A 22,774-nucleotide genomic window follows, 5' to 3' on the forward strand; every position below is an offset into this window, starting at 1 on the left:
GCGCGTTCACTAGGCGCTGGGCTATCGCGCGCCGGCAAGACTGGCGCGAGCAAATTGTGCGGGCCCGAGCGGTGGACATGATGGACAATGCATGCGCGCGGCCCATGCCTACAGCGGCAGCAAGCACAGCCTTTGGCTGCATGATAGGCGGAAGAACGAGTGGCCGAGTTTCCAACTAAGGACCAGGATCAAGTGGGTCCCGCTTCGCGGGTTCATTTTACATTTCTCGGATGCAAATTCGGGCAAAATTGAGAACAATGGTATCGCTCGTTGTGCCGAGTAACGTGTCTTGGCATTCGCGGTGGCTCGGAGCCAATTCGAGTAATCTAGATTTCGGGTTATTTGATTTTCAATTCAGGATTTAAAAGCGTCAAAAGGTTGTCTTATTGGCTATGCTTGCAACTCAAAGCAGTAGGGTGGCATGGCGGGGCTTTTCATGAGCCGTGAACGCCAAATTGGAGTGTTGCCTTCAAGCGCGAGACGCTCGTCGCCTGTAAGCGCGATCGCTGTGCTTCTAGTTCATCGAAGGCAGCATATTTGACATTTCGCCCTTCAGGTTGCGATCATGAGTGCGCTTCGTTTCGCGAACATGATCAAAGATGGCAGCCTCTGCTGGGCTTCTGATGGTTGCCTTCAGAACACTTTCACGTCTTTTTCAATTTGAACGCGTTTCCACTGTAAGCAGGGTCAGATGACCTCTGGCTAGGTTGATTTTTCCCACGCACCAAAATGAATTTGTGGGGTAAAATTCAATTGTGATTCGCGATTTAAGGGGCGGTTCGGTTGCTTCTTACGCGGATCAATTTGGACTTCGAAAAAGTCAAAGAATGGTCGCAGAAAAGAGAGGAATGGTCTTAAAAAAGACCAGAGCGAAGGGCCAATGGAAGTCGGATGGGTGCGGGGCAGAGTAATAAGCGTTGAGTGCGAGTGCGTAGTCTGAGTAACGGCGAGGGCTTTGATCTCAACGCGCGACACACATGGAGACAGATTTGACTACGATCACCAAGTTCACGACTGACAGTGGCATCATCGGCGACGGCATCACAGATGACAGCGCGCTCCTGCTGAGCGGCACGGCGACGGCGAACAGCACGGTGAAAGTGTATGACGGGACGACGCTCCTCGGCAGCGCGACGGCTAATTCCAGCGGGGCGTGGGGCTACACAACCGGCACGTTGTCGGATGGTGCGCATAGTTTCACGGCGGCGACCGATACGGGTGGCAGCACGGGCGCTCCATCTACCACGTTCCCGGATGCATCAACAACAGGTGTGCGTGATGGCGTGACGCTCAAGCCATCGGGCGACATCACGATCACTACAGCCGGGGCTGTTGTCAGCGGCCTTGATATCACCGGCAATGTCGTCATTGCCGCCCCGAATGTGACGCTTGTCGACTGTAAAGTTACTGGAAACGTTTCTCTAAGATCTACCGGTGCTGTTGTCGAGCATTGTACGGTGGTTGAAAAAATACGTTGGACAGCATCGACATCAATCCAAATGGTGTCGCTGGTCAGGGAGCCAGTACGACTATTAAAAATTGCGATATCAGCGGTTCTGAAAATGGAATTTGGCTGGAAGCAAATGGAGCCGTGATCGAAAACAATTACATTCACAATCTGTTTAGCAATAACGGTAACCCAGATCCTCACATTGATGGGATCCAGGTACCCGGTAGCAACATTGGGTCTGCGACGAGCGAGAATGCCATCATCAGGGGCAACAACATCGACTTAGATAACAGTACGGCTAATGCCTGCATCACGACTATGGATGCGGTCAACTTTGATATCAGCAATAATCGCTTCAACGGTGGCTCGTATGTCCTCTATTTTGAGGGCACCGCTACAGGCTCCCAAGTAGTCAACAACGTTTTCGCCCAGTATACGTATGGCTACTCTTCCGGTCAGTCAGAGACGTCACAGACCTACAGTGGCAACGTCACCGACAAGGGCGTTCCGCTTGTGCAGTCGAATAGTGTGCAGGATTTGGTCCCCACTCCCGGCGCCGCCTCGGCAACAACGACCAGCAGCGTCACTACAGATACTTCGGCGCCGTTGTCGGTCACCATCGACACGAAAGCGCCCGATGCGCCGACGATTGCCAGCGATGTGGTCAACAGCGCCAATCAGGTGGTGTTGTCGGGGAACGCCGAAGCGAACAGCGCGATCAAGGTGTATGACGGAACGACGCAGGTCGGGACGGCGACAACCAACTCGAGCGGCGCGTGGAGCGTCACGACGTCTGCGTTGTCGGCCGGTTCACATGCGCTGACGGCGAAGGCCGCTGACGTTGCGGGCAATGTCAGCGCTGCGTCGACGGCCGTGGATCCGATCATTGGTTCTGGATCGTCGGGCTCCACCGGCTCGGGCACGTCCGGTTCGGGCACCTCGGGTACGGGCACGTCCGGTTCAGGCACCTCTGGTACTGGCACCTCGGGCTCGGGCATCACAGCGCCGGCCGCGCCGAAGATCGCCTCTTTCTCGACAGACAGCGGTGTCGCCGGTGATCACATCACCAACGACAAGACGCTGACCCTGGCGGGGACCGCGGCTGCCAACAGCACGGTCAAAGTGTTCGACGGCACGACCCAGCTCGGCACCGCGACCGCGGACGCCAATGGAGCCTGGCACTATACGAGTGTCGCGTTGCCCGATGGCAAGCACAGCCTCACCGCGACGGACACGGTCTCTGGCGTCACCAGCAAGGCATCGGCTGTGCTGGATGTCACGCTGGATACCGCTGCCCCTGATGCTCCGGTTCTGCTCAGCGATGTGACCAGTCATCATCGTGCGACGGTGACCGGAACGGCCGAGGCGGGCAGCACCATCAAGGTCTACGAGGGGACGACCCTGCTTGGCACGGCGGCGGCAGGCGCCGATGGACATTTCAGCGTGACGACCTCTGGCCTCAAAACCGGATCTCACACGTTCGTCGCCTCGGCCACCGACGCAGCCGGCAACACCAGCGCGTTGTCGCAGCCGATCGATCCGCCAATTGGCTCGCACGGCGGCAACGGCACCTCGACGGTGGAAGTCACCAACGTGCGTCCGCACTGGGATCACACCGCGACGATCAAGGGCACTGCCGATCCCAACAGCCAGATCAAGCTGTTTGACGGCACGACCTCGGTCGGTTCGGTCACGGCGGGCGACAACGGCAAGTGGAGCTTCCACACCTCTGATTTGGCGGGCAAGACCCACGCCTTTACCGCGGAGCAGGTCGACACGACCGGCCACGTGGTCGGGACCAGCTCGGGCGAGGCGATCATCGGCACGGGCCGCAGCAATACGCTGACCGGCACCACGGGCAATGACATCATGGTCGGCAAAAGGGGGGCGGATACCTTCGAGTTTGCGTCGAACTTCGGCCACGACGTCATCAAGGACTTCGCTGCCCGCGGACCTGCTCACGACACGATCGAGTTCAGCAAGGGCGTGTTCGACAGCTTTGCGAGCGTTCTCTCCCATGCGGCCCAGTCGGGTCACGACGTCGTCATCGCGACGGGGAGCGACACGCTCACGCTAAAGAACACGCAGCTCGAACAAGCTGAACAGCCATGACTTCCATTTCGCGTAGTCACGCGTTCAGCGACACGGTGTAGCCACCAATCTGCGGTGCAGATCATGGAAGGCGGGGGGTGGTCCCCGCCTTCTTTTTATTCTGGCTGCCTCTGCTGATCTGCGCGTGAGCGGCTTCGCGGCGTTCGCGGGATACAGCGCCAACTGTCTGGCTCGGTCCCCATCGCATTAAGACAGCGAGTACGTGGAAATAAATAGAATTAAATATGGTGTAAGAGTCGGCCTCGTACTCGGATGGGCTCGCCGAGCGTTTAAGCAAACGATTTCTGTGGGCTGAGGCCGTGCCACAATACAAGCGTGTTGAGTCTCACTGTCTGGCATGACATCAGAGAAATTCGCGACGGTTTTTAATGGAGGAAAACCGCGCGATTATTGCAGTACCGTGAGTTGACGTGCTGGTTAAAAAACCTCAGCCCGGCCCCCATCTGGTCCCAAAAAAGCCCATGGCGACCGGCACGTGAGGCCAAGCTGATTAACCATGAGGTGGTGGATACAGATCGCCACGACATCGCGCTCTGCGAACGACTTCGTAGTGGAGTACGTGTCGAAGAGGCTGGGAGAGCAGATTAAATGGCGGGATGGCCATTATGTCACGCTGGTACCGGCAGGCGACACGCTCAAGTTGGCCAGGCTCGGTGCGCAAAATCGATCTGACTTCTACTTCGCGTAAACAGTAGCTCGACGACAGGGAAATCAAACTCAGGACTGCCTTGGTGATCTTCTTGGGGATCGTCACATCAGGCACGTTTTCAAGGGCGGGAGTCATGACAAACTTCGAACGGTGGGGGGTGATCCCCCTGCCAGCAGGACGTTATCGGATCCAACTTTCGCAGTTGACGAGACTTGGGGCCGTCGCACGACAGTGGGCGGAAGATGCCGAACTGCGGACGCAAGGACCGATCATCTGGGCAAAGCACCTCGTCGAAGTCTTGCGTCGACGACTGTTCTCCGGTCTTCCGCGGCCGGCTAGCGACTATGATGAGTCGCAGTCGGAGCTGTCGGCTTTCTTGCGGTCCTGCCGCCGGATATTCTGGGCTCTCGCGGCCTTCAGCGGGATGAGCAATCTCCTCATGCTCACCGGCTCGTTTTTCATGCTGCAAGTCTACGATCGGGTGCTGCCCGGGCGCAGCATACCGACGCTGATCGCCTTGATGGTTCTGGCCACCGTGCTTTACCTGTTTCAGGGCGGGCTCGACCTCGTCAGGAGCAGGATCAGCGCCCGGGCCGGCCGGTATTTCGATGAAAGGCTCGGCGTTCGCATATTCGATGCGCTTGTTCGCCTGCCTTTGAAGACCAGAGCCGATGGCGACGGCTTGCAGCCGGTGCGGGACCTTGATCAGGTCCGCAGCTTCCTGGCGAGCGGAGGGCCGACGGCGCTGTTCGATCTGCCATGGATGCCGATCTATCTAGGCGTCTGCTTCCTCTTTCACTTCTGGATTGGCGTCACTGCGCTGGCCGGCGCGCTGGTGCTGGTCGGGATTACGATGCTCACGGAAACACACACGCGAGGCCCGGCAAAGGCAAGCTCGCGTCTGGCCGTTTCGCGAACCGCACTGGCGCTCGAGGGGCGGCGAAACGCCGAAGTTCTGCAGGCCATGGGCATGCGGCAACAGGCGGCCTTGCGTTGGCGGGATGTGAACGCGAAGTATCTCGCGGCCCATGAGCGGGCCAGCGATGTCGCAAACGGACTCGGTGGTGCCTCCAAGATCTTTCGAGCGATCCTGCAATCGCTGGTTCTTGCGGTTGGCGCCGTCCTCGTCATCAACCAGGAATCGACGGCCGGCATCATCATTGCTGGATCGATCCTCACCGCGCGGGCACTGGCGCCCGTCGAAATGGCCATTGCGAACTGGAAAGGATTCGTCGCCGCGCGGCAATCGGGGCAACGGCTCGACCAGTTGCTCAAGCTTCTGCCCACGGAAGAGGAGCGCTTGGCCTTGCCGGCTCCCGTCGAAACACTCACGGTCGAGCAGCTCTATGTCGGCGCGCCGAATGCGGAGAGACCCACCCTCGGTGACGTGTCATTTCGGCTTCGGAGCGGGCAGGCCGTCGGAATCATCGGTCCGAGCGGATCAGGCAAGTCGACCCTGGCACGGGCCCTGGTTGGGGTGTGGCCAAGCGTTCGGGGCAGGATCAGGCTCGACAAGGCGGCGCTCGATCACTGGTCTTCCGACGCACTCGGCAAGCACATCGGCTACCTGCCTCAGGACGTTGAACTCTTCGACGGCAGCATAGCAATGAATATTGCGCGGTTCGACCCGCAAGCCACGGCTGCCGCTGTTCTGGAGGCCTCTCACGCGGCGGGCGCGCACGATCTCATTCTCTCCTTTCCGGATGGCTACAGCACCAAGATCGGCGAGGGGGGGGCGGCGCTATCGGCAGGTCAGCGACAGCGCATCGGTCTTGCGCGCGCCTTCTACGGCAAACCGTTCCTGGTGGTGCTCGATGAGCCATCTTCGAACCTCAACTCGGAGGGCGAGGAGGCACTGACCGAGGCGATCATGAACGTGCGCCGGCGCGGCGGGATCGTCGTCGTTGTGGCGCATCGTCCGAAGGCGCTGGAAGGCGTGGACCACGTCTTGTGCCTCGGGGACGGTCGAGTCCAGTCATTTGGCCAGAAAGAGGAGGTTCTCAGGCGGGTCTTGCGGAATCCTGTGCCGCTCAAGGTGGTTGCGGATGGTCATGGGGGCACCCGATGACCAACCAAATCACGCTCGATGTCGCGCCCGCCATGCAATCCATCCAACGCTACATGATCGTTGGCATGATCATGTTCGGCTTCGTCGCGTTTGGCATCGGTGGCTGGGCAACAACGACCCAACTGTCCGGTGCCGTGATCGCCCAGGGTGTCATCGTGGTGGATTCTAGCGTGAAGAAGGTTCAGCACGCGACGGGCGGGATCGTCGGAGAGCTGCGCGTAAGGGAGGGCGATCGGGTCAATGCCGGCGACGTCTTGATCCGTCTCGACGAGACCCAGACGCTGGCAAACGCGACAATCGTCACCAAGGGTCTCGACGAGTTGCTCGCGCGCCAGGCCCGTCTAGAGGCCGAGCGCGACGGCGCCGATCAATTGGCCTTTCCCAAGGCGCTGCTCGACCGGACCAAAGAGATCAGTTCCGATGCAAACCGTGCGACCGCGGCAGAGCGTACTCTCTTCGAACTCCGTCGCCAGGCGAGGAGCGGTCAAAAGGCGCAGCTCCAGGAGAAAAAAGAGCAGCTGGAAAACGAGATCAAAGGCTATAGCGGTCAGGTCGAGGCCAAGCAGAAGGAGGTCGATCTCATTCGGCAGGAGCTGGAGGGCGTGCGATCGCTTTGGCAGAAGAATCTGGTGCCGATCACGCGGCTCAATTCTCTTGAGCGTGATGCCGCCCGTCTCGAGGGTGAGCGGAGCCAACTGGCGGGTATGATCGCCCAGTCGAAGGGCAAGATCGCTGAAATTGGCCTCCAGATCATCCAGATCGACCAGGACCTGCGGACGGAAGTCGGCAAGGATCTGATCGAAACACGCTCGAAACTCTCGGAGCTTTCCGAACGCAAGATTGCGGCAGTTGACCAGCTGAATCGGGTCGACATCCGGGCACCGCAGTCCGGCCGCGTCCACGAGCTCAGCGTTCATACCGTCGGAGGTGTGATCTCTCCCGGCGAGCAAATCATGCTGATCGTGCCGGATGCGGACTCGCTTGCGGTTGAAGTCAAGATCGCGCCGCGCGACATCGACCAGGTCTATGTGGGGCAAACCGCGACGATGCGCTTCGCGGCTTTCAACCAGAAGACCACGCCGGAAATCGATGGCGAGGTCAGCATGGTCTCCGCGGATATCACACAGGACCAGCGTACCGGGACGAGCTACTACACCGGTCGTGTCCTGCTGAGGCCGGAGGAACTGACCAAGCTTGGGTCGGCGAAAGTGTTGCCGGGCATGCCGGTCGAAGTCTTCATCAAGACGCCTGGTCGGACTGCGCTGTCCTACCTGCTCAAGCCGCTGCAGGATCAGGCCGGGCGCGCATTCAAGGAGCGCTGATGCTTGATCGGTATCAGTCCGCTCATGCGTGCGGGAGGTGACTTCGTTTCGGTTTCAGCCCATCGGTCGAGCCTTGGAGGCTCGGCCGATGTCGTTCTTGCGGAAGACGCACCTGCAATCGAGACCCGTAGCAGGGGAGACAAAAGCCCTGTTCTCCTTGGGCTTGAATGCCTCCCGATCCCTGTGATTGACCGGCGCGAGGCCTAGCTCTGATATTCAATAGCCGGAGGTTTAATCAGAGCCCCCGGGCCGCCGTGGGATAGCGCACATGCAATAATCCACCAGCAGGATTATTCGACCATCCGCGCTCGCAGCGTGGAAACGATCACATCGACGCCTAGTCCAGTTTGCGCCGACGCCGCTTGATCATCCAGTAGGCGCCATAGGCAACTGCGGCGAAGGATAGCCCTGCGCCTGCGAGGGGGCCTGGGGCGCCGTTGGCTGTCCCCTGGCCGACATAAGTGTAGGTCTGGTCAGGGGGAAAGAACAGCGTAGCCGTGAAATAGACGCCGGCCGGCACTGCTGCGGCCATTGCAAGGAAAATCGCAAGGACCCATCCAGGTATGGTCATATTTTCTTCCTTTCGACTTGCGGTCGCCATCTGGCCAGATAAATAGAAATAAGCTTGTCGATTTAATAATCTCTAGAATTAATTATCTTGTCAATATCAATCTTAGGTATCTCTCATCGGAAATTTACCCGTGACGAGATGACGCGCCGGGCGCGGCCCCGACGTCTGACCGCCGCTCTCGTGGGTTTTCGAAATTCAGTGTCGTATCAGGCCGGACGATCTTAAAAGTTCAGTCCATGGGAGCCATTCTGCATTGCAAGACAAGTTCTCCGCCACGTCGATGACGGGAGTGATCTGTCTAATCAATCCAAGCTCACGAAGAAATCTGGACCATAGATAATGGAGCACTGTCCAGGGTATTGGTTGTTGCGCGTACACTTCGCCGCGAAACACGACAAACGAACGATCCGTGCCTATCGCAAGATGTCGAACGAGATTCCGGTTCGATCCATCCGGAATTAGCTTTGCGACCTGCAGTTGGCATGACGCTCGGGTGGCCCGGATGATCGGCATGTCGGCCGCCGCCATTTCGTCGGCTACCACGACATTGAAGTGATTTCGTTCGAGAAACCTAACAAGATCCTCCTTTAAATAGTTGGGATCTTCGAACGGTACCGCAATCTTCCACCCAATGGCGAGCAAGAGCAGGGTCGCGATGCACCACCTAAATGCGCTGTAAGAGCTCACGCCTCACCCCTAGCACGGAAAAGCCAAGTATCAGGCCCAGTATGCTCGTGTTCGCAACCGCATCGCCCCAAGAGCTGTGGAACATCGCGTAGTGCCATTGGCTCAATCCCATGAAGCTTATACGAGTGACATTAACCGCCACGACGCAAAGGCAGGCCATAAGGGGCCAGAATAGATCGTAGGTAGATTTCTTGTGGCTGACCAACTGGCTCACGGTAACCCAGCATAGAAGTGCAAGCGACACGTTTGCTAGTGAGGAACATGCTGGCAGAATAACCAGAACGCCGGAGCCGTCGGCGAAGTCGACAATGTCCCCGTTTCGATGCGTGCTCAAGATCCAACCAACGAGCGATGCGTCGATCCGCAAAATTCGCTCGGCAAAAAACTGAAAGAGCACCCGGCTCCAAAGCATCGGCACGGTAGAAGCGAGCAATATGAAAGCGCCGCGCCGCGACGAGGAGACATCGGCGGTGTTGATGACATAGAGGCTGAGCGCAGTTACTGCCAGCCAGCTAAGGGGGCCGATTGGTAGAAGGACGAGCAGGACAAAGATTGCTCCCAGGACGAGTTCTGAAGAACGAATTCCAACCGTTCGATCTTGAAGAACGAGAGAGACCCCGGCGGCACACGATATCCAGACGATTACACTGATCCCAAAGGTGCCGAGAACGGCCTCTACCCATCCATGCCGGTGCACCGATTGAATGACGTGAGATACAAGGCCACTTACACAACCGAGAGCGAACAGGCCTGCAAAGAATTCACCGCGCGCTAGCTCCTTCGCTACATGCGATACGGAATCGCGAGCAATCGATTTTTCCGAATCCGTCATGATTTAATGCCCCGAGTCGCCTCAATCATGCGGAAAGGCCCGGAGGACGACGGGAGCAAATCGCGAGGTCGTTTTCAAGATATCCTGGCTCCGGAATTAAATAAATTTGGTGGTTGCATTAATCGCTAGATTTAATAATATAACCTTAGAAATAATATTTGAATAGATATATCGAGAAAAAATGGGGCGTGTCCGCAAGATCGAGTTCGTCGGCGAAGTCGAATGGGATGGCAAGGCGCTCTTGATCCTGGCGGTGACCGAATTTGGACACGTGCTCTGTAGAATCCCTCGCGAGACGATTCACGCGCTTTGGCTCTATTCGGACGCCATCGAACGCGAGATCCGTTTGGAGCGGCACCTGATCCTGGAACGGCTCGCCCCCGCACTGTGCGCAAAAATCTCTGCTCTGAGGGCAAATGAGCCGGTGGACCTATGGCCGTCGGATGTCAACGACACGCGCTCTCAGGCGCTCGTCATCGCGCCATCCATCGATCAAGCACTGGAGGGGCGCATGCAGGGACGAGACTGAAAAGCAGCAACCATCGTGAGCGTGAGCTGCCGCTCGGGTTCGTCGAATTGAGCTATGTGCGGTGAATTGGTCTGTGGATTCGAATGGCCGGTGGTGAGCGCAATGGACACTGACGTGGCAATTATCGGTGCTGGTCCATACGGCCTGGGGCTCGCAGCCCATCTGCGCGCCGCGGGCGTCGATCATGCAATTTTTGGGCGTCCCATGGAGCTGTGGCGGCGCCACATGCCTGAAGGCATGCTGCTGAAGTCTGACGGCTTCGCTTCCAATCTCTACGATCCACATAACGAACTGCCGCTGTCGCGATTCTGTCGGGAGCACTCAATCGAGTACAGCGACGATCGAATCCCTGTACAGTTGAGGACCTTCATCGACTACGGGATGGCGTTCGCCAAGCAATTCGCTCCGAACCTGGAGGAGACAACGGTCAGCTCGGTTCGACAGCATGGCAATGGGTTCGCATTCGACTGCGAGAATGGCGCGATGGTGCGGGCCCGGCGCATCGTGGTGGCAACAGGCGTCGGTCCCTTCCGCTATATGCCGCCCCCCCTTGACGCGTTTCCGTCAGAGATTGTTTCGCACAGCCATGATCATCGCGATCTCGGCCGTTTTGCGGGCAGCCGCGTTGTCGTGATCGGTGGAGGTGCATCGGCGATCGATCTTTCGGCACTGCTAAAGGCGCGTGGTTGCGACGTAACATTGATCTGCCGGCGTCGAAACCTGATATTCGCGACCCCTCCGTCCGCCACAGGTCGTTCGTTGTGGCAACGCATCAGGCATCCCCGCTCTGGCATAGGCCCGGGTCTGAGGTCGCGGATGTGCACCGATGCACCGCTACTTTTTCATGTCATGCCCGACAATTTCCGCCGGGGAGTAGTTCGTCGCCATCTGGGACCGGCGGCGGGATGGCCTATGAAGGACATGTTTGTCGGTCGCGTTCCTGTGCTGAGCGGTCACGAGCTGGTGCATGCATCCATTTCTCACGGAAGCGTCCATCTGGAGTTGCGCGATGAGTCTGGCGAGACGGCCCGCGTAGAGACAGACCACGTGATCGCCGCAACGGGTTATCGCGTCGACATCCGGCGCCTCGACTATTTCGATGGCTCACTGCTGTCGCGCTTATCGCACACGGGGCAGGCCCCGTTGCTGTCCTCGCGTTTTGAAATCGTCGATTGAGGGGCTCTTCTTCGCCGGGCCGGTCGCCGCAAACAGCTTCGGGCCGTTGTTACGCTTTGCCTTCGGTGCAGGATTTGCCTCGCGCCGTCTGGTGCCGATCCTGAGTCGGGAGCCGCGCCTGCAATCGCGCAGTTACGCGATACCGCAATTTGATGCGTGGGCGGAGAAATCGAGTGCAAGAGTCCTTCTCGCGCACAGCATGTTGTGGCCCAATGTCGCGCGGTTAGCGATTGCATTTCGAAAAGCAGGTTCTGCGGTAGACGTCGTTGCACCCTCTGGGCACCCGGTTCATCGGATGCATTCGCCGAATCGAACGTTCGAATATCGGAGGACTGCGGCCTATGATTCGATCAAGGCCGCGATCGCTGCATCCCAGCCGGATCTGATTGTGCCGTGCGACGATCGAGTTGTCGCCCACCTTCACAGATTGCATGACGAGGTGTCAGCCCTCTCCAGTGAGGCTGGCATGCGGTGCATTGCTTCGCTCATTAGAGCATCGTTGGGATCGCCGCTTTCTTACCCTTTGGTTGTCCGACGTTCCTTCCTGTCCGATCTTTCGCGCTTGCCCGACGTTCACATTCCGCACACGGCGGCCATCGATGGTGTTACGGACCTGTTCGATTGGGTTCGCCAACATGGGCTTCCGGCTGTCCTGAAGCTCGACGGAAGTTCGGGTGGCAAAGACGTCATTGCGATTCGCAGGGTGAGCGAAATCGTACCTTGTTTTCTCAGGATGCGTCTCCAGAAGAGCTGGGTGCGTCGGCTAAAGTCGTTTTTGGTGAACGGTGATGGCGAGGCCCTGCTGGCGGCCAACAAGTTTTCGACAGCTCAGATTTGCGTACAATCGTACGTTACAGGGCGCCTCGCAAATTGCACCGTGGCTTGCTGGCATGGCGATGTTCGCGCTTCTGCGGCCGTCGAGGTCTTGCAGCGTACGAGCGACTTCGGAGTAGCAAGTGTGGTTCGTCGAGTGAAAGGCGAGGGGATGATTGCTAGCGCGCGGTCAATCGTGCGGCATCTCGACCTCTCGGGAATCTTTGGATTCGACTTCGTGTTGGAAGATGGCACCCAGCAGGCGAAGCTGATAGAGATCAACCCTCGGGCTACTCAAATCGATCATTTTCCGGGTTTCGACGGTCCCGATTTGCCATCGGCGCTGCTTAGCGTCATCTCGAACGAGCCTATTGTCAACGCGGTAGATCATCAAATCGCGAACGAAGTAGCTCTGTTCCCGCAGGAATGGCAGCGCGACCCGGCGAGTAGATGGTTCGCAAGGGCCTACCACGACGTTCCGTTCGAAGAGCCGGAGTTTCTACGGTACTTTGGATCTCGTGGCAGAAAGAGCATCCCGCCGCTCGTTGCTCGGACTGACCGAGCCGCCGCGGTCGACGGCCCTGGCGACATCGACCCGCGTCCTCGCCCACCACTTTAAATCCTGCGCGTAGTCGCACATCGCTCGACGCGACGCCTGTTGCTGAAGAGCTGCTAAAATGGGGGGTCGGTGATGCGGCTGCATCCTTCGTGGTCCAGAGTGGCCATGCTGGTTGGACTGCTACCATAACAGGCTTGGTGCGAGGCCAAGCGGATCGCGACCAAGGCCGGTTGTCGACACGCCAGACTGGCGTTCGCTGGAGAAGCGTCCGCTCAGGATGTTCAAGTTTCCCGCAATCTCACGAATCGGAGTGGCTGAACCAATATGTCTCGCAAAACGAACTCAGTCTGTGTGTTCGACGGGAGGGCCGAGATCCCAGAGTAGACCGACGGTTCTGACCATCCCGTTTCAAGCCGCGCTTGGACCTCGCGCCCGGCGGTGCTTGTGGATTTCCCTCAGCAAGAATACCCGCCGCGTTCCAGCGCCGTGCAACAGGTTCTCAAAGAGGAGAAAGATTTCGCGCGCTTGCACGTGGCCTCCATGCTGATCGAGTGCTGATCGAAGCCGCACGAGGCAAGCCGGGCCTCGATCTAGGCGCCGGCCTATCAACTCGCCAGCTCAGAGCGTTTTGCATCTTGTAAAACTCGGCTTCACATTTGAAATCGGGTGCGATGCCAACCAAGTCGACGCGGCGAAGTTGCCCGCCGCCGGTGATGATTGAGAGCACCGAGCTTCGCGCGGCCGTGACCCACATGTTATGCTATAGCTCGGCCATGTGTTTCTCGGCTGCTGCTTCCTCAGTGAAGGCCCACGGCAGCATGAACTTGGCCTCAAACACGGCGCCGGTTTGCTCGACGATGCCGTCAAGGGTAGCTGCCATCCATTTGTGTACGGGATGGCGGACGCGTTATTGGATGTTCCTGATGGTTTGCCCCGACGACCGTTGAATCAAGCGCGATTCACGGTTCCGAGCTGAATGATCAGATTGTCTGAGAGGTGGATCTGGTTGGAAAGCGCGGCAGTGATTCGGAACCAGCTGCGTCCGCGCTGCGACAAGCGTGCGGTCAGCATGCTGTCGAATCCCTTCACACGCACCTCACGAAAGCACCCGACTTCCGCGAGTTGCGCTAGGCCATCAGCGTCGTTTGCGTCCGTCTTATTCGCCGCCATATCGAGTGCCGCTTTAGCATAGCGCGCATCGATGCAGATCGCCGGCAACCCTTCGGTGCGCAGCGAATGATAGAACCATACCGACAGCGGTCCGGTCTCGAATACGACGCGTTTCACGGACGGCGCCCGCTTGCGGATGAGCTCTGCGATAATGCTGAGATCAGATGGGCACTTGCCGCGTCAGATCCGTTCACCTGTTTGGCGGATCGAGACTGCCGTCTCTTTCATCGACACGTCGAGACCAATAAATTCTCCCATGGCTGTTCTCCATTCGATGCTTGGGCCCGGCGTCAGGTCGTGAGCCCGTCTCTCCATCTTATCGGGGAACAGCCACTCATTCAGGGGCGACTCGCTCCGCGATTACCCCATGTGGCTTGGCCACGCCGTCACTCTGTACGCTGCGCCAAGAACAGCGGCGCTCCTCGCCGCACTGCCTGAAGCCCCGCGTCTGCGAGGTGAGATACCGGCCCCCGCCTTCGAGCTCCGGCCGACTCAATAAACGCTCCGATTGCGCAGGAATTCCAGTCCTATCTGCAGCAATCCTATTGCTCATGTCGCATCTCCGTCTGTGCCACGAGCGGCGGCCGGGGCGCCTCTAATGAAAAAGGCGACAAATCGAAGCTAGCGGGACCAACGACGAAGCAGCAGTACGGCCTTAGAGCTCGGAGCGACCCCCAAGGGTTCACCTTCTCCGCCCCGCGGCGCGATCAGCCTCTGCCGCTAACCCTCGTTGTCCGGTGAGCAGCCATCGATAGTCGTTCAATCACTCGGCCTGTATCCGTTGCATTCAGGGCAGGTCGCGAGATAGCTGGCGCCAAGTTTATCGTTACGCGCCGCCGCCCGACGACCTCGCTTGATGCTGTTGAAGAACCGCACAACCCGATTGCGGGCGCGATATAGGCAAGGACCAAAACAGATTAGTTCGCCGCGATTCCTTTTGGGCGGGATGTTGGTCCATGCGCCTTTCTTCATGGCAGCTCGGCGTCGTAGCCACGATCAGCAAGCCGCATCGATTCGGGCATCAAGCGAGACAGAAGTCTTCCAGCAAGCCGATTATCGTGAGCCTCGAGGGGGGCCTCATTGTGCCTTGCTGTTTGTTCGCTATCCGGATTATTGTTTAGTATGGTCACGCCCACTCTTCGCCTCACGATCATTGTCGCCGCGGCTTCCATCGTGCCGGCGTGGACAACGAACCATAATGTTCGAGCCGATGAAACGGTGGTCAGAATTGTCGCGCTCGGGGATTCTCTCACTGCCGGGTACGGTGTCCCCGCTGGCTCCGCCTTTCCGAAGAAACTAGAAGCTGCATTGAGAGCCAGAGGTCAACCAGCCGCGGTTGCAAATGCAGGTGTGTCTGGTGACACAGCTGCAAGGGGTCTTGCTAGATTGAACCGATCGATCAGTGACGATACTGACGCGGTAATCTTGGAACTCGGTGCGAATGACATGCTTAGGGGATTCGAACCAAATGTCACTCGCGCGGCGCTCGGGGAGATACTACGCAATCTCGAAGCTCGGCGGATTGTCGTGCTTCTTTGCGGGGTGCGGACCCAACCCAGCCGTGGAGATGAATACAAGCGTGCCTTTGCGGCGATGTTCTCTGATCTTGCCAGAGAGCACAATGTGTTGTTCTATCCGGCTTTCGACGATGCGTTTGTGGACGATACTCAGCTCAAACTGCCGGACGGCCTACACCCGACCGCGGCCGGAATCGAAGCGGTCGTCACGCGCATATTGCCAAAGGTCGAGGTCCTCATCGACCGCGCGCGTCATAGGGGTCGTTGATCCCTTCCAGGTTGCGCCGAATGGCGCCCATTTCATTGTCCCCGACGAGGCGATGAATAGCGCCGGGCCGCTTCCGCTTATGGGCCTATCGGCGACATCGGGATGTCCGTCCTGTGCTGCGTCGCATTCTCGCATTCGGCAGATCCGCCATGACATACTTGTTGCGTTGATGGAATGCCCAAGCCCGAAGCTAGCGAAGCGTCTTACTGGATTGGAGCGCTATGAGAGGCCGGTTCGGGCCGCGCAACGGCGCGTCCTGAAGCGCTGGCTGAAGGAGGGACAACAACAAGAGCGAAGGCAAGGCGCCGGAGCCATTGCGTTTGGAGAGCTTGCCGATCCCATGCCCTGTCAATCGCGTGGGGCCACCATCCCTCCAAAAAAGAGTGCGTCGATCATCGCGAGAGCTTGAAGCGGTTGATTCTGGCAACATCGAAGTGCGGTTAGTCAGTTTCAGAAAGAAGATTTCACTTGAATTAAATGTCTTATTAAATAATCTAGATAAATGGAGCCTATTTATTGGATATGGGATTTTTGATATGACGCGGAGCTCTGTCGGAGACATCGAGTTCGTTGGCGAGGTCGAGTGGGATGGCAAGGCCATCGTGGTCGGGGTAGCGACCCCATTTGGGCACGTGTCGTGTAGAATCCCTCGTGAGACAATCCACGCGCTCCCGATCTATTCGGATGCCCTCGAACGCGAGATCCGTTTGGAGCGGCACCTGATTCTGGAGCGGCTCGCCCCGCCCTACGCGCAAAAATTTCTATTTCGGGAACGGGCGAACCAGTGGATTTGTGGCCTTGGGAGATCAGTCGCGCACGCCCTGCGGCTGTCGCGAGCGCACTACCCGCTGATCAAGAGACCGCCGGTGGATTGCCGGAGGCGATCGAAAAGGTGCAGCCGTCATGATCGGTCAATGGGTTCAAATCGGCTAGCTTGACGAACAACGTCGGCATAGCTGGACTTGAACGTCCAATCCGCGCGTTCGGATCGCCGCCGATTCCAAGGCTCCATCGCAGGCTTCTGTCAGGCGGCGTCCTGTGCGAGAAGCAATGGTGCTGGCGATTTCGACTCGCGTCCCCGCCCTGCACACAAAATCCGGTGCATAACCGCGGACCGAGTGCGGCGTTTGCGTGTTGCAAAAATATGTCTGCTCATTGCAGCCATTCGCTTGGCGAGCGAAGTCACCGCTACGATTGCCGCCTGAATTATGAGGGGACGAAGTTGGAGGCAGCGCGCCTTCGGCGCCGTTCCGCCCGATAACAGCGCGACGCTCGCGACGCGAATGCCACCGTCGCTGACAGACGGCAGCCGCGTAAGGGCAGCAGCGCTCTCGGAGAGAAGCAACCGACGCGCATTTGAACCTGCTTGTCCACTGGCAGGCTCAGCTTTTTTCGTCCGAAGCTGGATTATTTAATCTCGAATGTTATTTTGGTTGATAATTAGATAAAATTTAATACATTTGGATATGACAATTAATCGCGCGGTTCTGGCCATGGCCTCGCTGCGGCTGGATCTGAGCCTCAGTGGTGTTCGCAAGGGGATCGGCAGATGTATCGAGTCTCCGGCTCCGTGTTGGTTGTAGCGGTCGCCATGATGGTCGGAGGTACTCCATGGGCGGACGCAGGACGCCTGGCGATGCCCATGACTTCTCAAGCAGCACTAGGGCGCATCGAACTCGGGCGGCCCACGCTTCCGCCTTTGACGTACACGATGTTCTGCCTGCGCTATGAGGCCGAATGCCGCTCGCGGCGTGGCTTCCGGGGCGGCCCGGTCCGGCTGACCGAGGAGCGGTGGGCGGATCTCTTGGAGGTCAACCGTGCGGTCAATCTGGCCATTATGCCGGTGCCCAACAACCTCGGCTTGGCCGGCGAGGCGTGGAGCGTCAATCCCGATCGCGGGGACTGCAACGACTACGCTGTAAGCAAACGTCACGAACTCCTTCGGCGTGGCTGGCCGGCGCGGGCCTTGCTACTGAGCGAGGTCATCGTCAGTTCCGGAGAACATCATTTGGTGCTGCTCGTCCGCACCCGGAGCGGCGATCTCGTGCTCGACAATCTCGCCCCAGAGATCAAGCTCTGGTCGCGAGTCCCCTATCGTTGGCTTCGCGTGCAAATGCCGAGCAGTCACCAGCTGTGGGCGACGATCGACGGGAAAGGGGCGTAATCGTTACCGGGCGAGCGCGATGCGGATCGCCATTTCCTTTCCCTTGGCGCCGCGCTCCCGTGGATCGGGCCTACTGCTCATCGGTGGACCGGCAGCGGCGAGATCCGAAAGCTGCCCACCATGGCCGTCGTTGCCGGCCCCGTGCAGTTCGGCATTGCGGTCAATGGGCTGCGGCCTCCTGGCGGCAAGGACGGCCCGAACCGCGGAGTAAGCCGCCCGCGGCAAAGGGCATCGTCTCGGCGCGCGGCGTCGGGATACGGCCGTGGCGCTCAGCCCGTCCGGCGGCGGCTTTGTCCGGATGGGCGGTTGATCAGTAGATCGGTCAGCTTCTTGCCGGCTCGAAGCTGCGCTTTCAGCCATCGGGGCTGCTTACCGCGACCGGACCAGGTTTCGGATGGGTCCTTCGGGTTCCGGTACTTCGGCAGCACTGGGGGTAGGGACGGCGCGCACGCTCCGCGTTCGGGGCCCCGGCAGTTCCCTCAATCCTGCGAAGTCGTTCTTCGAGCTTGGCTTTTTCCGCGATCATTCTCCGACTGAGAACAGTCGTCACCTCATCGTAAAGCCGCCACAGCTCGGCTGTGGTCGCGGATGCCCAGTCGTCCTTCTCCATGGAAGCCGTCCCCACTACTTCCGATTTGAAATAGGAGGGGGACTTATCAGGTCGAACCCGGGTCGGGCAAGCACGATCACCTCGCGCACAGCCCGGTCTGCAACGCGGTTCTTCTTGATGCTACCGGCCGGGTCCGTGCCTCCGACCGACCGGCCGCCTCTCGGCCGCTCTCCGCCGACGGCCCCTTCGCATTGGACCAAGCAAGCGCTGCTCGGCCATCAACACGCGACTACGTAAATTCTGCAATTCAGTGAATTGAACGATCAGCGCCTCATGCGTTTGACGCAAAATAGCCGAAGAATACATGTGACCACCTACTCATGACCAGCGATGAACCCGTGACTGCAGATTGGAAGTTGCGGGTTGACGAAATGCCGCCCCAACTTTGCTGACAAGTTTTCATCGGTGCTACTACTGAAGCAGTACAGTTATCGTTCGAGATCCCTGATCAATGGTTGGAAATAAATTCGTGCCCCTCATTTGAGCCTCCCGGCTGGCACACGACTGAGATCGGAATGATTCCAGCCGCTGTCACGCTCGATGACCAGTCCTCGCATTATCTTAAGGAATAGTATTACTTTTTTGCGCCTCCTCTTTCTCGACCTTCCTGTCTGGGGCGAGGCTTTTCAGATTGCCTCGCTCCGGTGAAACTTTGTCGAATGTTAGATTTGAATCGTGAATGTCCCTATATATCGTTCGTAATAAGTGGCCGGTGACGAGTTAGATGATGTTAACCAACACTGACGAAGCGGCCAAATTACTGCATCAATACATTCTTTGGGAGGGCTTTCATGTTGCTACAACCCTTAATTGCAGTAGAAATCGCGGTTTAGTCGATGAATATGCGGTTTCGGATTTCCTTGAGGAGACCCGCATTCTTACGGTGCTGCATGCATTCTCTAAGCGAGTTACGTTGATGCGGCCATCAAGCGTTGCCGATACGTGCCGTGGCGAAGTTGGCAGTGCGACGTTTTGGCAGAACGGATCGGTTATGCCTCCTGCGCGTCTCTATAGAGGGAATGGTGGATTAAACGGCTGCATGCGGAGCTATTAGCGATAGGCAAGGGAAGCATGCGCCGCATCAGAGTTGTCATCGCGGATCGGCACCCGATCGTTTTGCAGGGCATCAGCAGCGTCCTTGCGGCGCAGCACGATTTTGCGATCGTGGCCTCCTGCGGCGATGCTGCGAACTGCATCGAGGCGATTCGACTCCTCGTGCCGGACATTGTGCTGGTCGATAACGCAATGCCCAACGTCAGCCGGCCGGATCTTCTTGCTCTGGCAAACACCGCTGGCCGAGGAGCCCGGGTCATTTTCTTCGCTGGTAAGGCTGGCGATCGCGAGTTGCAAAGGCTGGCCGCAGACGGCGCGTGCGTCGTTCTCACGAAGGATGCCAAGCCGGAGATGCTGGTCGCGACCCTGCGGGAAGTTGCACAGAACCAAGGACTTGCGTCGGGGTCGACGGGCCCCGGTGGGGAGATCAGTGCGGAGCCTCGCGCAGGTGAGGAGAAGTCCCTGACACAACTGACCGACCGGGAGCGGCAGATCATGAGGCTCGTATCGGAGGGGTTGTCGAACAAGGAGATTGGGCGCCGCCTGAACATTGCCGACGGTACGATCAAGGTCCACCTTCACCACATCTTCCAGAAGCTGGATATCAGCAATCGTACAGTTCTCGCGGCATTGGCGATTTCGCAAAACGAGCAGCATGCAGCTCCGCGTGAGTTCGCCTCCTCCGGGCTGCTCCAGCCGGATCCGGTGGTTCGAGATGACGAGGACGCCAAGTGCAACGGTGTCCTTCCGGAACGTACGCGTTAGCTGCAAATCGCACTTGACTGGATATTGTTCCGTTAACCTCGCTGCAGCTTCGGTGTAGGCCTTTGCTGTCGCGGCCGTGCCACGGGGCCGGTGCACGCAAGCAGGACAGGAGCCGGCGGCGCTCTCAGAGACCTGCGAACAATCGTCGATTGTTTTCGGGCATCCTGTCCGAGATGCGTTGTTCATTACGTTAAGTGGGGAGGTCGGTTGTCGCAGCCAGATGCTCAGCCATGTTGCGGCAGGCCCCCTCGGCCTCGGCCAGCGTTCGGAAGGGTGAGCCGCTGATCTTGACCGCGCCGTTGTTCTGGTAGAGCGGTCGCCAACTCGCCAGGTAGCCGGAACGTCCGTGAAAGCCTGGACCCGTGGGGCTTCCAAAGCTGATCACAAACGAGAAGCCATCGCTGCTCGCGCTCCATATCTCCATCCGCTCAAGGGATCGATGAAACTGCAGTGGCATGGCAAATCCTGCGGTGTCTTGGTGGTCGCTCGATTAATATAAATCAGAAATAAATACATTAAATCCTCAATTTGCAAGCCCGAAATTCGACGGCCGCCGCCGCGGAGAACCGCAAGTTCAAGAGGATGCGGAAAATGGCGAAGAGCTGCCGGCTCGACACACGCTTAACAGCTGCCCATTTTCAAACAAAAGTCTTGGTTGAATGCGGATTTAATATATAATATGGGGAATAAATATTTAACTCGAGGAGAGCGCATTGTGTCCCGTGACTGCACTGAAGACGACGATCGGCGGGCATTCCTCAAAACCTGCGGAAGATTCGCGGCCGTGACACCCCCCGTCATGACGCTGCTTCTGTCGACCTCCCTGACCTCGACCGCGATCGCACGTTCGGGCGGACAGACCGGTGTAACCCGAGACGACGACGGGGGCAGGTCATTCTTCGACGACGATCGTCCGTCCGGGGCAGGGTCGAGAGCCTCTGGCAGCGGGTCAGCTGGAGGTGGTGGAGCATCAGGCGGTGGCGGTGGCGGTGGTGGGGCCCCCGGAGGTGGCGGAGCATCTGGCGGTCGCCGTGGTGCGTCATCAAGTGCCGGAGGGACCTCCGGCGGTGGCGGATCCGGTGGAGGGGGAGCCGGTGGTAAAGGGCCGTTCGCGACCGGTGGGAGCTCCGAAAACCCGATCGCAGCTGGCGGCGTCGATTGTGCAGATGAAGATGACGAGGCGCGGAGACGCAATCCCGATTGCGAGCGACCCGCCACTCGAGTTTCGACTGCAACGGGATCTGAGCATTAGTGCATGCAGCTTGGTCTATCGAGCAGGAGACCTGCCATGCCTATCCGCGCTCGGCGGACGACCCTGCTGCCGTTCTTCGCCAGCGTCTCGAAGCGCTTGCCTCCGAACTCGCAGAACTTGAGAGTTCTCAGAGGCCGGGTAGATCGGGCAGAGCGCCGTCAGCGCCACCTGCGCAACCGGGCTGTCCTGGGAAAGCGAGCGAGCTCAGAAGGCAAGCAAGCAGTCGTTGCAACCTGGCAGATTTAAATTTCATCCCTGCGCCGCCTGGTCGCAATTCGTCGAATTATTGCAACGAGTGTCCGAAAGCGAACGGATGGTTCGGCTTTGATCGATCATAGTTGGCTTCGGCCGGGGGAGGCAGTTCATTCGCAGCAGCATCCCACCATGCCGAGAATAGGGGCGCTAGTCTTCTGGCGCAGCACGTGCCGGGCGCTTTGGGGTCTTCAATCCATACCTAGTTTCGCTTGAAAGGATGAATGCTCGTGAATGATGCCAATGTGAAAGTCGAAACGCATGCCGCGAATGAGAGCTCGAACGGAGCAAAGCCAAGGTTCGAGTTGCCGCTTTTAAATTTCCAGGAACTCTTCCGCGGCTTTGCCGAGCAGGGCGCCGCGCAGGCGAGGAAAAATATTGAGAGCATGAAATCCACTTCCGAGGAGATCAGCGACGTTCTCCGTGAAGCCTGTTCTATGAACGTCAAGGGAACCATTGACTACGGCGCCAGGGTGATCGAGATCTCCAAAAACAATACCAGTGCCACCCTGGAATTTTTTTCCCGGCTCGCTGAGACCAGATCGCTGCTGGATATCGTACATCTTTCGACCGCCCAAAGCCGCGAGGCTTTCGAAGCCGCTTCCGCACAGAACCGGGAGCTTTGGGCGCTCGCGCAGAAAGTCGCGATCGATACGACCGAGCCCATCAAGACTGGCTTCAACCGGGTATTGCAAAGGACCGTCGCATAAGACCGTCTGAATCGAGGCTACCGGCCGCGCGGATCGGCTGGACAAGCCTCTCCCCGACAAGGAGAGGCGCGGTCCAGCCGATGGCGGGCGAGTGTGCTCAGAGCCGGCAATAGATTGCAGGAAATCAAGATGGGTATAGTAATGATTAAGTGCCCGGAAACGGGGAGCGCCATTTCGACGGGGATCGAGACCGATCGCGAAAGATTCCGGTGCAGCGCAGTATTCTTCTCGCGCACCTATTGCCG

At 58.5% G+C, this 22,774-nt stretch carries 15 protein-coding genes and 4 pseudogenes; 12 read left to right on the forward strand and 7 right to left on the reverse strand.

Annotated features, from left to right (window positions below; genetic code table 11):
- The first annotated feature begins 989 nt into the window (after positions 1-989).
- The 4 genes from ACSKB8_RS21875 to ACSKB8_RS21890 all read left to right on the forward strand — a co-directional run bounded on the left by ACSKB8_RS21875 (position 990) and on the right by ACSKB8_RS21890 (position 7,601).
- The gene (locus ACSKB8_RS21875) at positions 990-1,595 is read left to right on the forward strand and encodes an Ig-like domain-containing protein (protein ID WP_438106299.1); all 606 of its coding nucleotides are present in this window, start codon (positions 990-992) and stop codon (positions 1,593-1,595) included.
- On the forward strand, positions 1,484-3,562 hold the full coding sequence (locus ACSKB8_RS21880) for an Ig-like domain-containing protein (protein ID WP_438110627.1): 2,079 nt from the start codon (positions 1,484-1,486) through the stop codon (positions 3,560-3,562). Before ACSKB8_RS21875 ends, ACSKB8_RS21880 begins: the two co-directional genes overlap by 112 nt.
- 782 nt (positions 3,563-4,344) lie before the next feature.
- Complete coding sequence (locus ACSKB8_RS21885; RefSeq protein WP_438106301.1) at positions 4,345-6,279, forward strand: type I secretion system permease/ATPase; 1,935 nt, start codon at positions 4,345-4,347, stop codon at positions 6,277-6,279.
- On the forward strand, positions 6,276-7,601 hold the full coding sequence (locus ACSKB8_RS21890; RefSeq protein ID WP_438106303.1) for an HlyD family type I secretion periplasmic adaptor subunit: 1,326 nt from the start codon (positions 6,276-6,278) through the stop codon (positions 7,599-7,601). The genes ACSKB8_RS21885 and ACSKB8_RS21890 overlap by 4 nt, the downstream gene beginning before the upstream one ends.
- Before the next feature lie 337 nt (positions 7,602-7,938).
- Here ACSKB8_RS21890 and ACSKB8_RS21895 read toward each other — a convergent pair whose 3' ends face one another.
- Complete coding sequence (locus ACSKB8_RS21895) at positions 7,939-8,172, reverse strand: hypothetical protein (RefSeq protein WP_438106304.1); 234 nt, start codon at positions 8,170-8,172, stop codon at positions 7,939-7,941.
- 664 nt (positions 8,173-8,836) lie between these two features.
- Positions 8,837-9,691 (reverse strand): hypothetical protein, encoded by an 855-nt coding sequence (locus ACSKB8_RS21900; RefSeq protein WP_438106306.1) that lies wholly within the window; start codon positions 9,689-9,691, stop codon positions 8,837-8,839.
- 181 nt (positions 9,692-9,872) lie between these two features.
- On the opposite strand from ACSKB8_RS21900, the gene ACSKB8_RS21905 reads away from it, so the two are divergent.
- The 3 genes from ACSKB8_RS21905 (at position 9,873) to ACSKB8_RS21915 (ending at position 12,828) form a co-directional block, all read left to right on the forward strand.
- A complete protein-coding gene (locus ACSKB8_RS21905) occupies positions 9,873-10,220 on the forward strand; it encodes a hypothetical protein (RefSeq protein ID WP_438106307.1) in 348 nt (115 codons plus the stop codon).
- A gap of 102 nt (positions 10,221-10,322) precedes the next feature.
- The gene (locus tag ACSKB8_RS21910) at positions 10,323-11,396 is read left to right on the forward strand and encodes an NAD(P)-binding domain-containing protein (RefSeq protein ID WP_438106308.1); all 1,074 of its coding nucleotides are present in this window, start codon (positions 10,323-10,325) and stop codon (positions 11,394-11,396) included.
- Entirely contained in the window at positions 11,380-12,828 is a 1,449-nt protein-coding gene (locus ACSKB8_RS21915) for an ATP-grasp domain-containing protein (RefSeq protein ID WP_438106310.1), read from the forward strand. Before ACSKB8_RS21910 ends, ACSKB8_RS21915 begins: the two co-directional genes overlap by 17 nt.
- 637 nt (positions 12,829-13,465) lie before the next feature.
- Here ACSKB8_RS21915 and ACSKB8_RS21920 read toward each other — a convergent pair.
- The 3 pseudogenes from ACSKB8_RS21920 to ACSKB8_RS21930 form a co-directional block, all read right to left on the reverse strand.
- Positions 13,466-13,794, reverse strand: a pseudogene (locus tag ACSKB8_RS21920) (YqaJ viral recombinase family protein); the annotation flags it as partial.
- Positions 13,768-14,196 (reverse strand): annotated as a pseudogene (locus ACSKB8_RS21925) (IS110 family transposase); the annotation flags it as partial. The pseudogenes ACSKB8_RS21920 and ACSKB8_RS21925, both read right to left, overlap by 27 nt.
- Before the next feature lie 501 nt (positions 14,197-14,697).
- A pseudogene (locus ACSKB8_RS21930) lies at positions 14,698-15,014 on the reverse strand (hypothetical protein); the annotation flags it as partial.
- Between the two features lie 46 nt (positions 15,015-15,060).
- Here ACSKB8_RS21930 and ACSKB8_RS21935 point away from each other — a divergent pair.
- The gene (locus tag ACSKB8_RS21935; RefSeq protein WP_438106312.1) at positions 15,061-15,723 is read left to right on the forward strand and encodes an arylesterase; all 663 of its coding nucleotides are present in this window, start codon (positions 15,061-15,063) and stop codon (positions 15,721-15,723) included.
- Between the two features lie 1,642 nt (positions 15,724-17,365).
- Positions 17,366-17,887: a transglutaminase-like cysteine peptidase gene (locus ACSKB8_RS21940; RefSeq protein WP_438106314.1), complete on the forward strand. Its 522-nt coding sequence runs from the start codon at positions 17,366-17,368 to the stop codon at positions 17,885-17,887.
- A gap of 269 nt (positions 17,888-18,156) precedes the next feature.
- On the opposite strand, the gene ACSKB8_RS21945 is transcribed toward ACSKB8_RS21940, so the two are convergent.
- The gene (locus tag ACSKB8_RS21945) at positions 18,157-18,315 is read right to left on the reverse strand and encodes an H-NS histone family protein (RefSeq protein WP_438106316.1); all 159 of its coding nucleotides are present in this window, start codon (positions 18,313-18,315) and stop codon (positions 18,157-18,159) included.
- 1,253 nt (positions 18,316-19,568) lie between these two features.
- On the opposite strand from ACSKB8_RS21945, the gene ACSKB8_RS21950 reads away from it, so the two are divergent.
- Positions 19,569-20,315, forward strand: coding sequence for a LuxR C-terminal-related transcriptional regulator (locus ACSKB8_RS21950; protein WP_438106318.1), 747 nt, complete (start codon positions 19,569-19,571; stop codon positions 20,313-20,315).
- A 190-nt stretch (positions 20,316-20,505) separates the two neighbouring features.
- On the opposite strand, the gene ACSKB8_RS21955 is transcribed toward ACSKB8_RS21950, so the two are convergent.
- Complete coding sequence (locus ACSKB8_RS21955) at positions 20,506-20,772, reverse strand: hypothetical protein (RefSeq protein WP_438106319.1); 267 nt, start codon at positions 20,770-20,772, stop codon at positions 20,506-20,508.
- 222 nt (positions 20,773-20,994) lie between these two features.
- Here ACSKB8_RS21955 and ACSKB8_RS21960 point away from each other — a divergent pair.
- Both ACSKB8_RS21960 and ACSKB8_RS21965 read left to right on the forward strand, forming a co-directional pair.
- Positions 20,995-21,181 (forward strand): annotated as a pseudogene (locus ACSKB8_RS21960) (hypothetical protein); the annotation flags it as partial.
- Between the two features lie 862 nt (positions 21,182-22,043).
- Complete coding sequence (locus ACSKB8_RS21965) at positions 22,044-22,529, forward strand: phasin family protein (protein ID WP_244550920.1); 486 nt, start codon at positions 22,044-22,046, stop codon at positions 22,527-22,529.
- Positions 22,530-22,774 lie beyond the last annotated feature (245 nt).

The organism is Bradyrhizobium sp. BR 1432, assembly GCF_051547705.1.
GTDB lineage: Bacteria > Pseudomonadota > Alphaproteobacteria > Rhizobiales > Xanthobacteraceae > Bradyrhizobium > Bradyrhizobium zhanjiangense.

Excerpts from the sequence above, each read along its gene's own strand:
- ACSKB8_RS21890 (WP_438106303.1), top strand. The coding sequence starts at position 6,276 with ATGACCAACCAAATCACGCTCGATGTCGCGCCCGCCATGCAATCCATC.
- ACSKB8_RS21885 (WP_438106301.1), top strand. The coding sequence starts at position 4,345 with ATGACAAACTTCGAACGGTGGGGGGTGATCCCCCTGCCAGCAGGACGT.
- ACSKB8_RS21910 (WP_438106308.1), top strand. The coding sequence starts at position 10,323 with ATGGACACTGACGTGGCAATTATCGGTGCTGGTCCATACGGCCTGGGG.
- ACSKB8_RS21965 (WP_244550920.1), top strand. The coding sequence starts at position 22,044 with ATGCTCGTGAATGATGCCAATGTGAAAGTCGAAACGCATGCCGCGAAT.
- ACSKB8_RS21895 (WP_438106304.1), bottom strand. The coding sequence starts at position 8,172 with ATGACCATACCTGGATGGGTCCTTGCGATTTTCCTTGCAATGGCCGCA.
- ACSKB8_RS21940 (WP_438106314.1), top strand. The coding sequence starts at position 17,366 with ATGACTTCTCAAGCAGCACTAGGGCGCATCGAACTCGGGCGGCCCACG.
- ACSKB8_RS21955 (WP_438106319.1), bottom strand. The coding sequence starts at position 20,772 with ATGCCACTGCAGTTTCATCGATCCCTTGAGCGGATGGAGATATGGAGC.
- ACSKB8_RS21905 (WP_438106307.1), top strand. The coding sequence starts at position 9,873 with ATGGGGCGTGTCCGCAAGATCGAGTTCGTCGGCGAAGTCGAATGGGAT.
- ACSKB8_RS21950 (WP_438106318.1), top strand. The coding sequence starts at position 19,569 with ATGCGCCGCATCAGAGTTGTCATCGCGGATCGGCACCCGATCGTTTTG.
- ACSKB8_RS21900 (WP_438106306.1), bottom strand. The coding sequence starts at position 9,691 with ATGACGGATTCGGAAAAATCGATTGCTCGCGATTCCGTATCGCATGTA.
- ACSKB8_RS21935 (WP_438106312.1), top strand. The coding sequence starts at position 15,061 with ATGGTCACGCCCACTCTTCGCCTCACGATCATTGTCGCCGCGGCTTCC.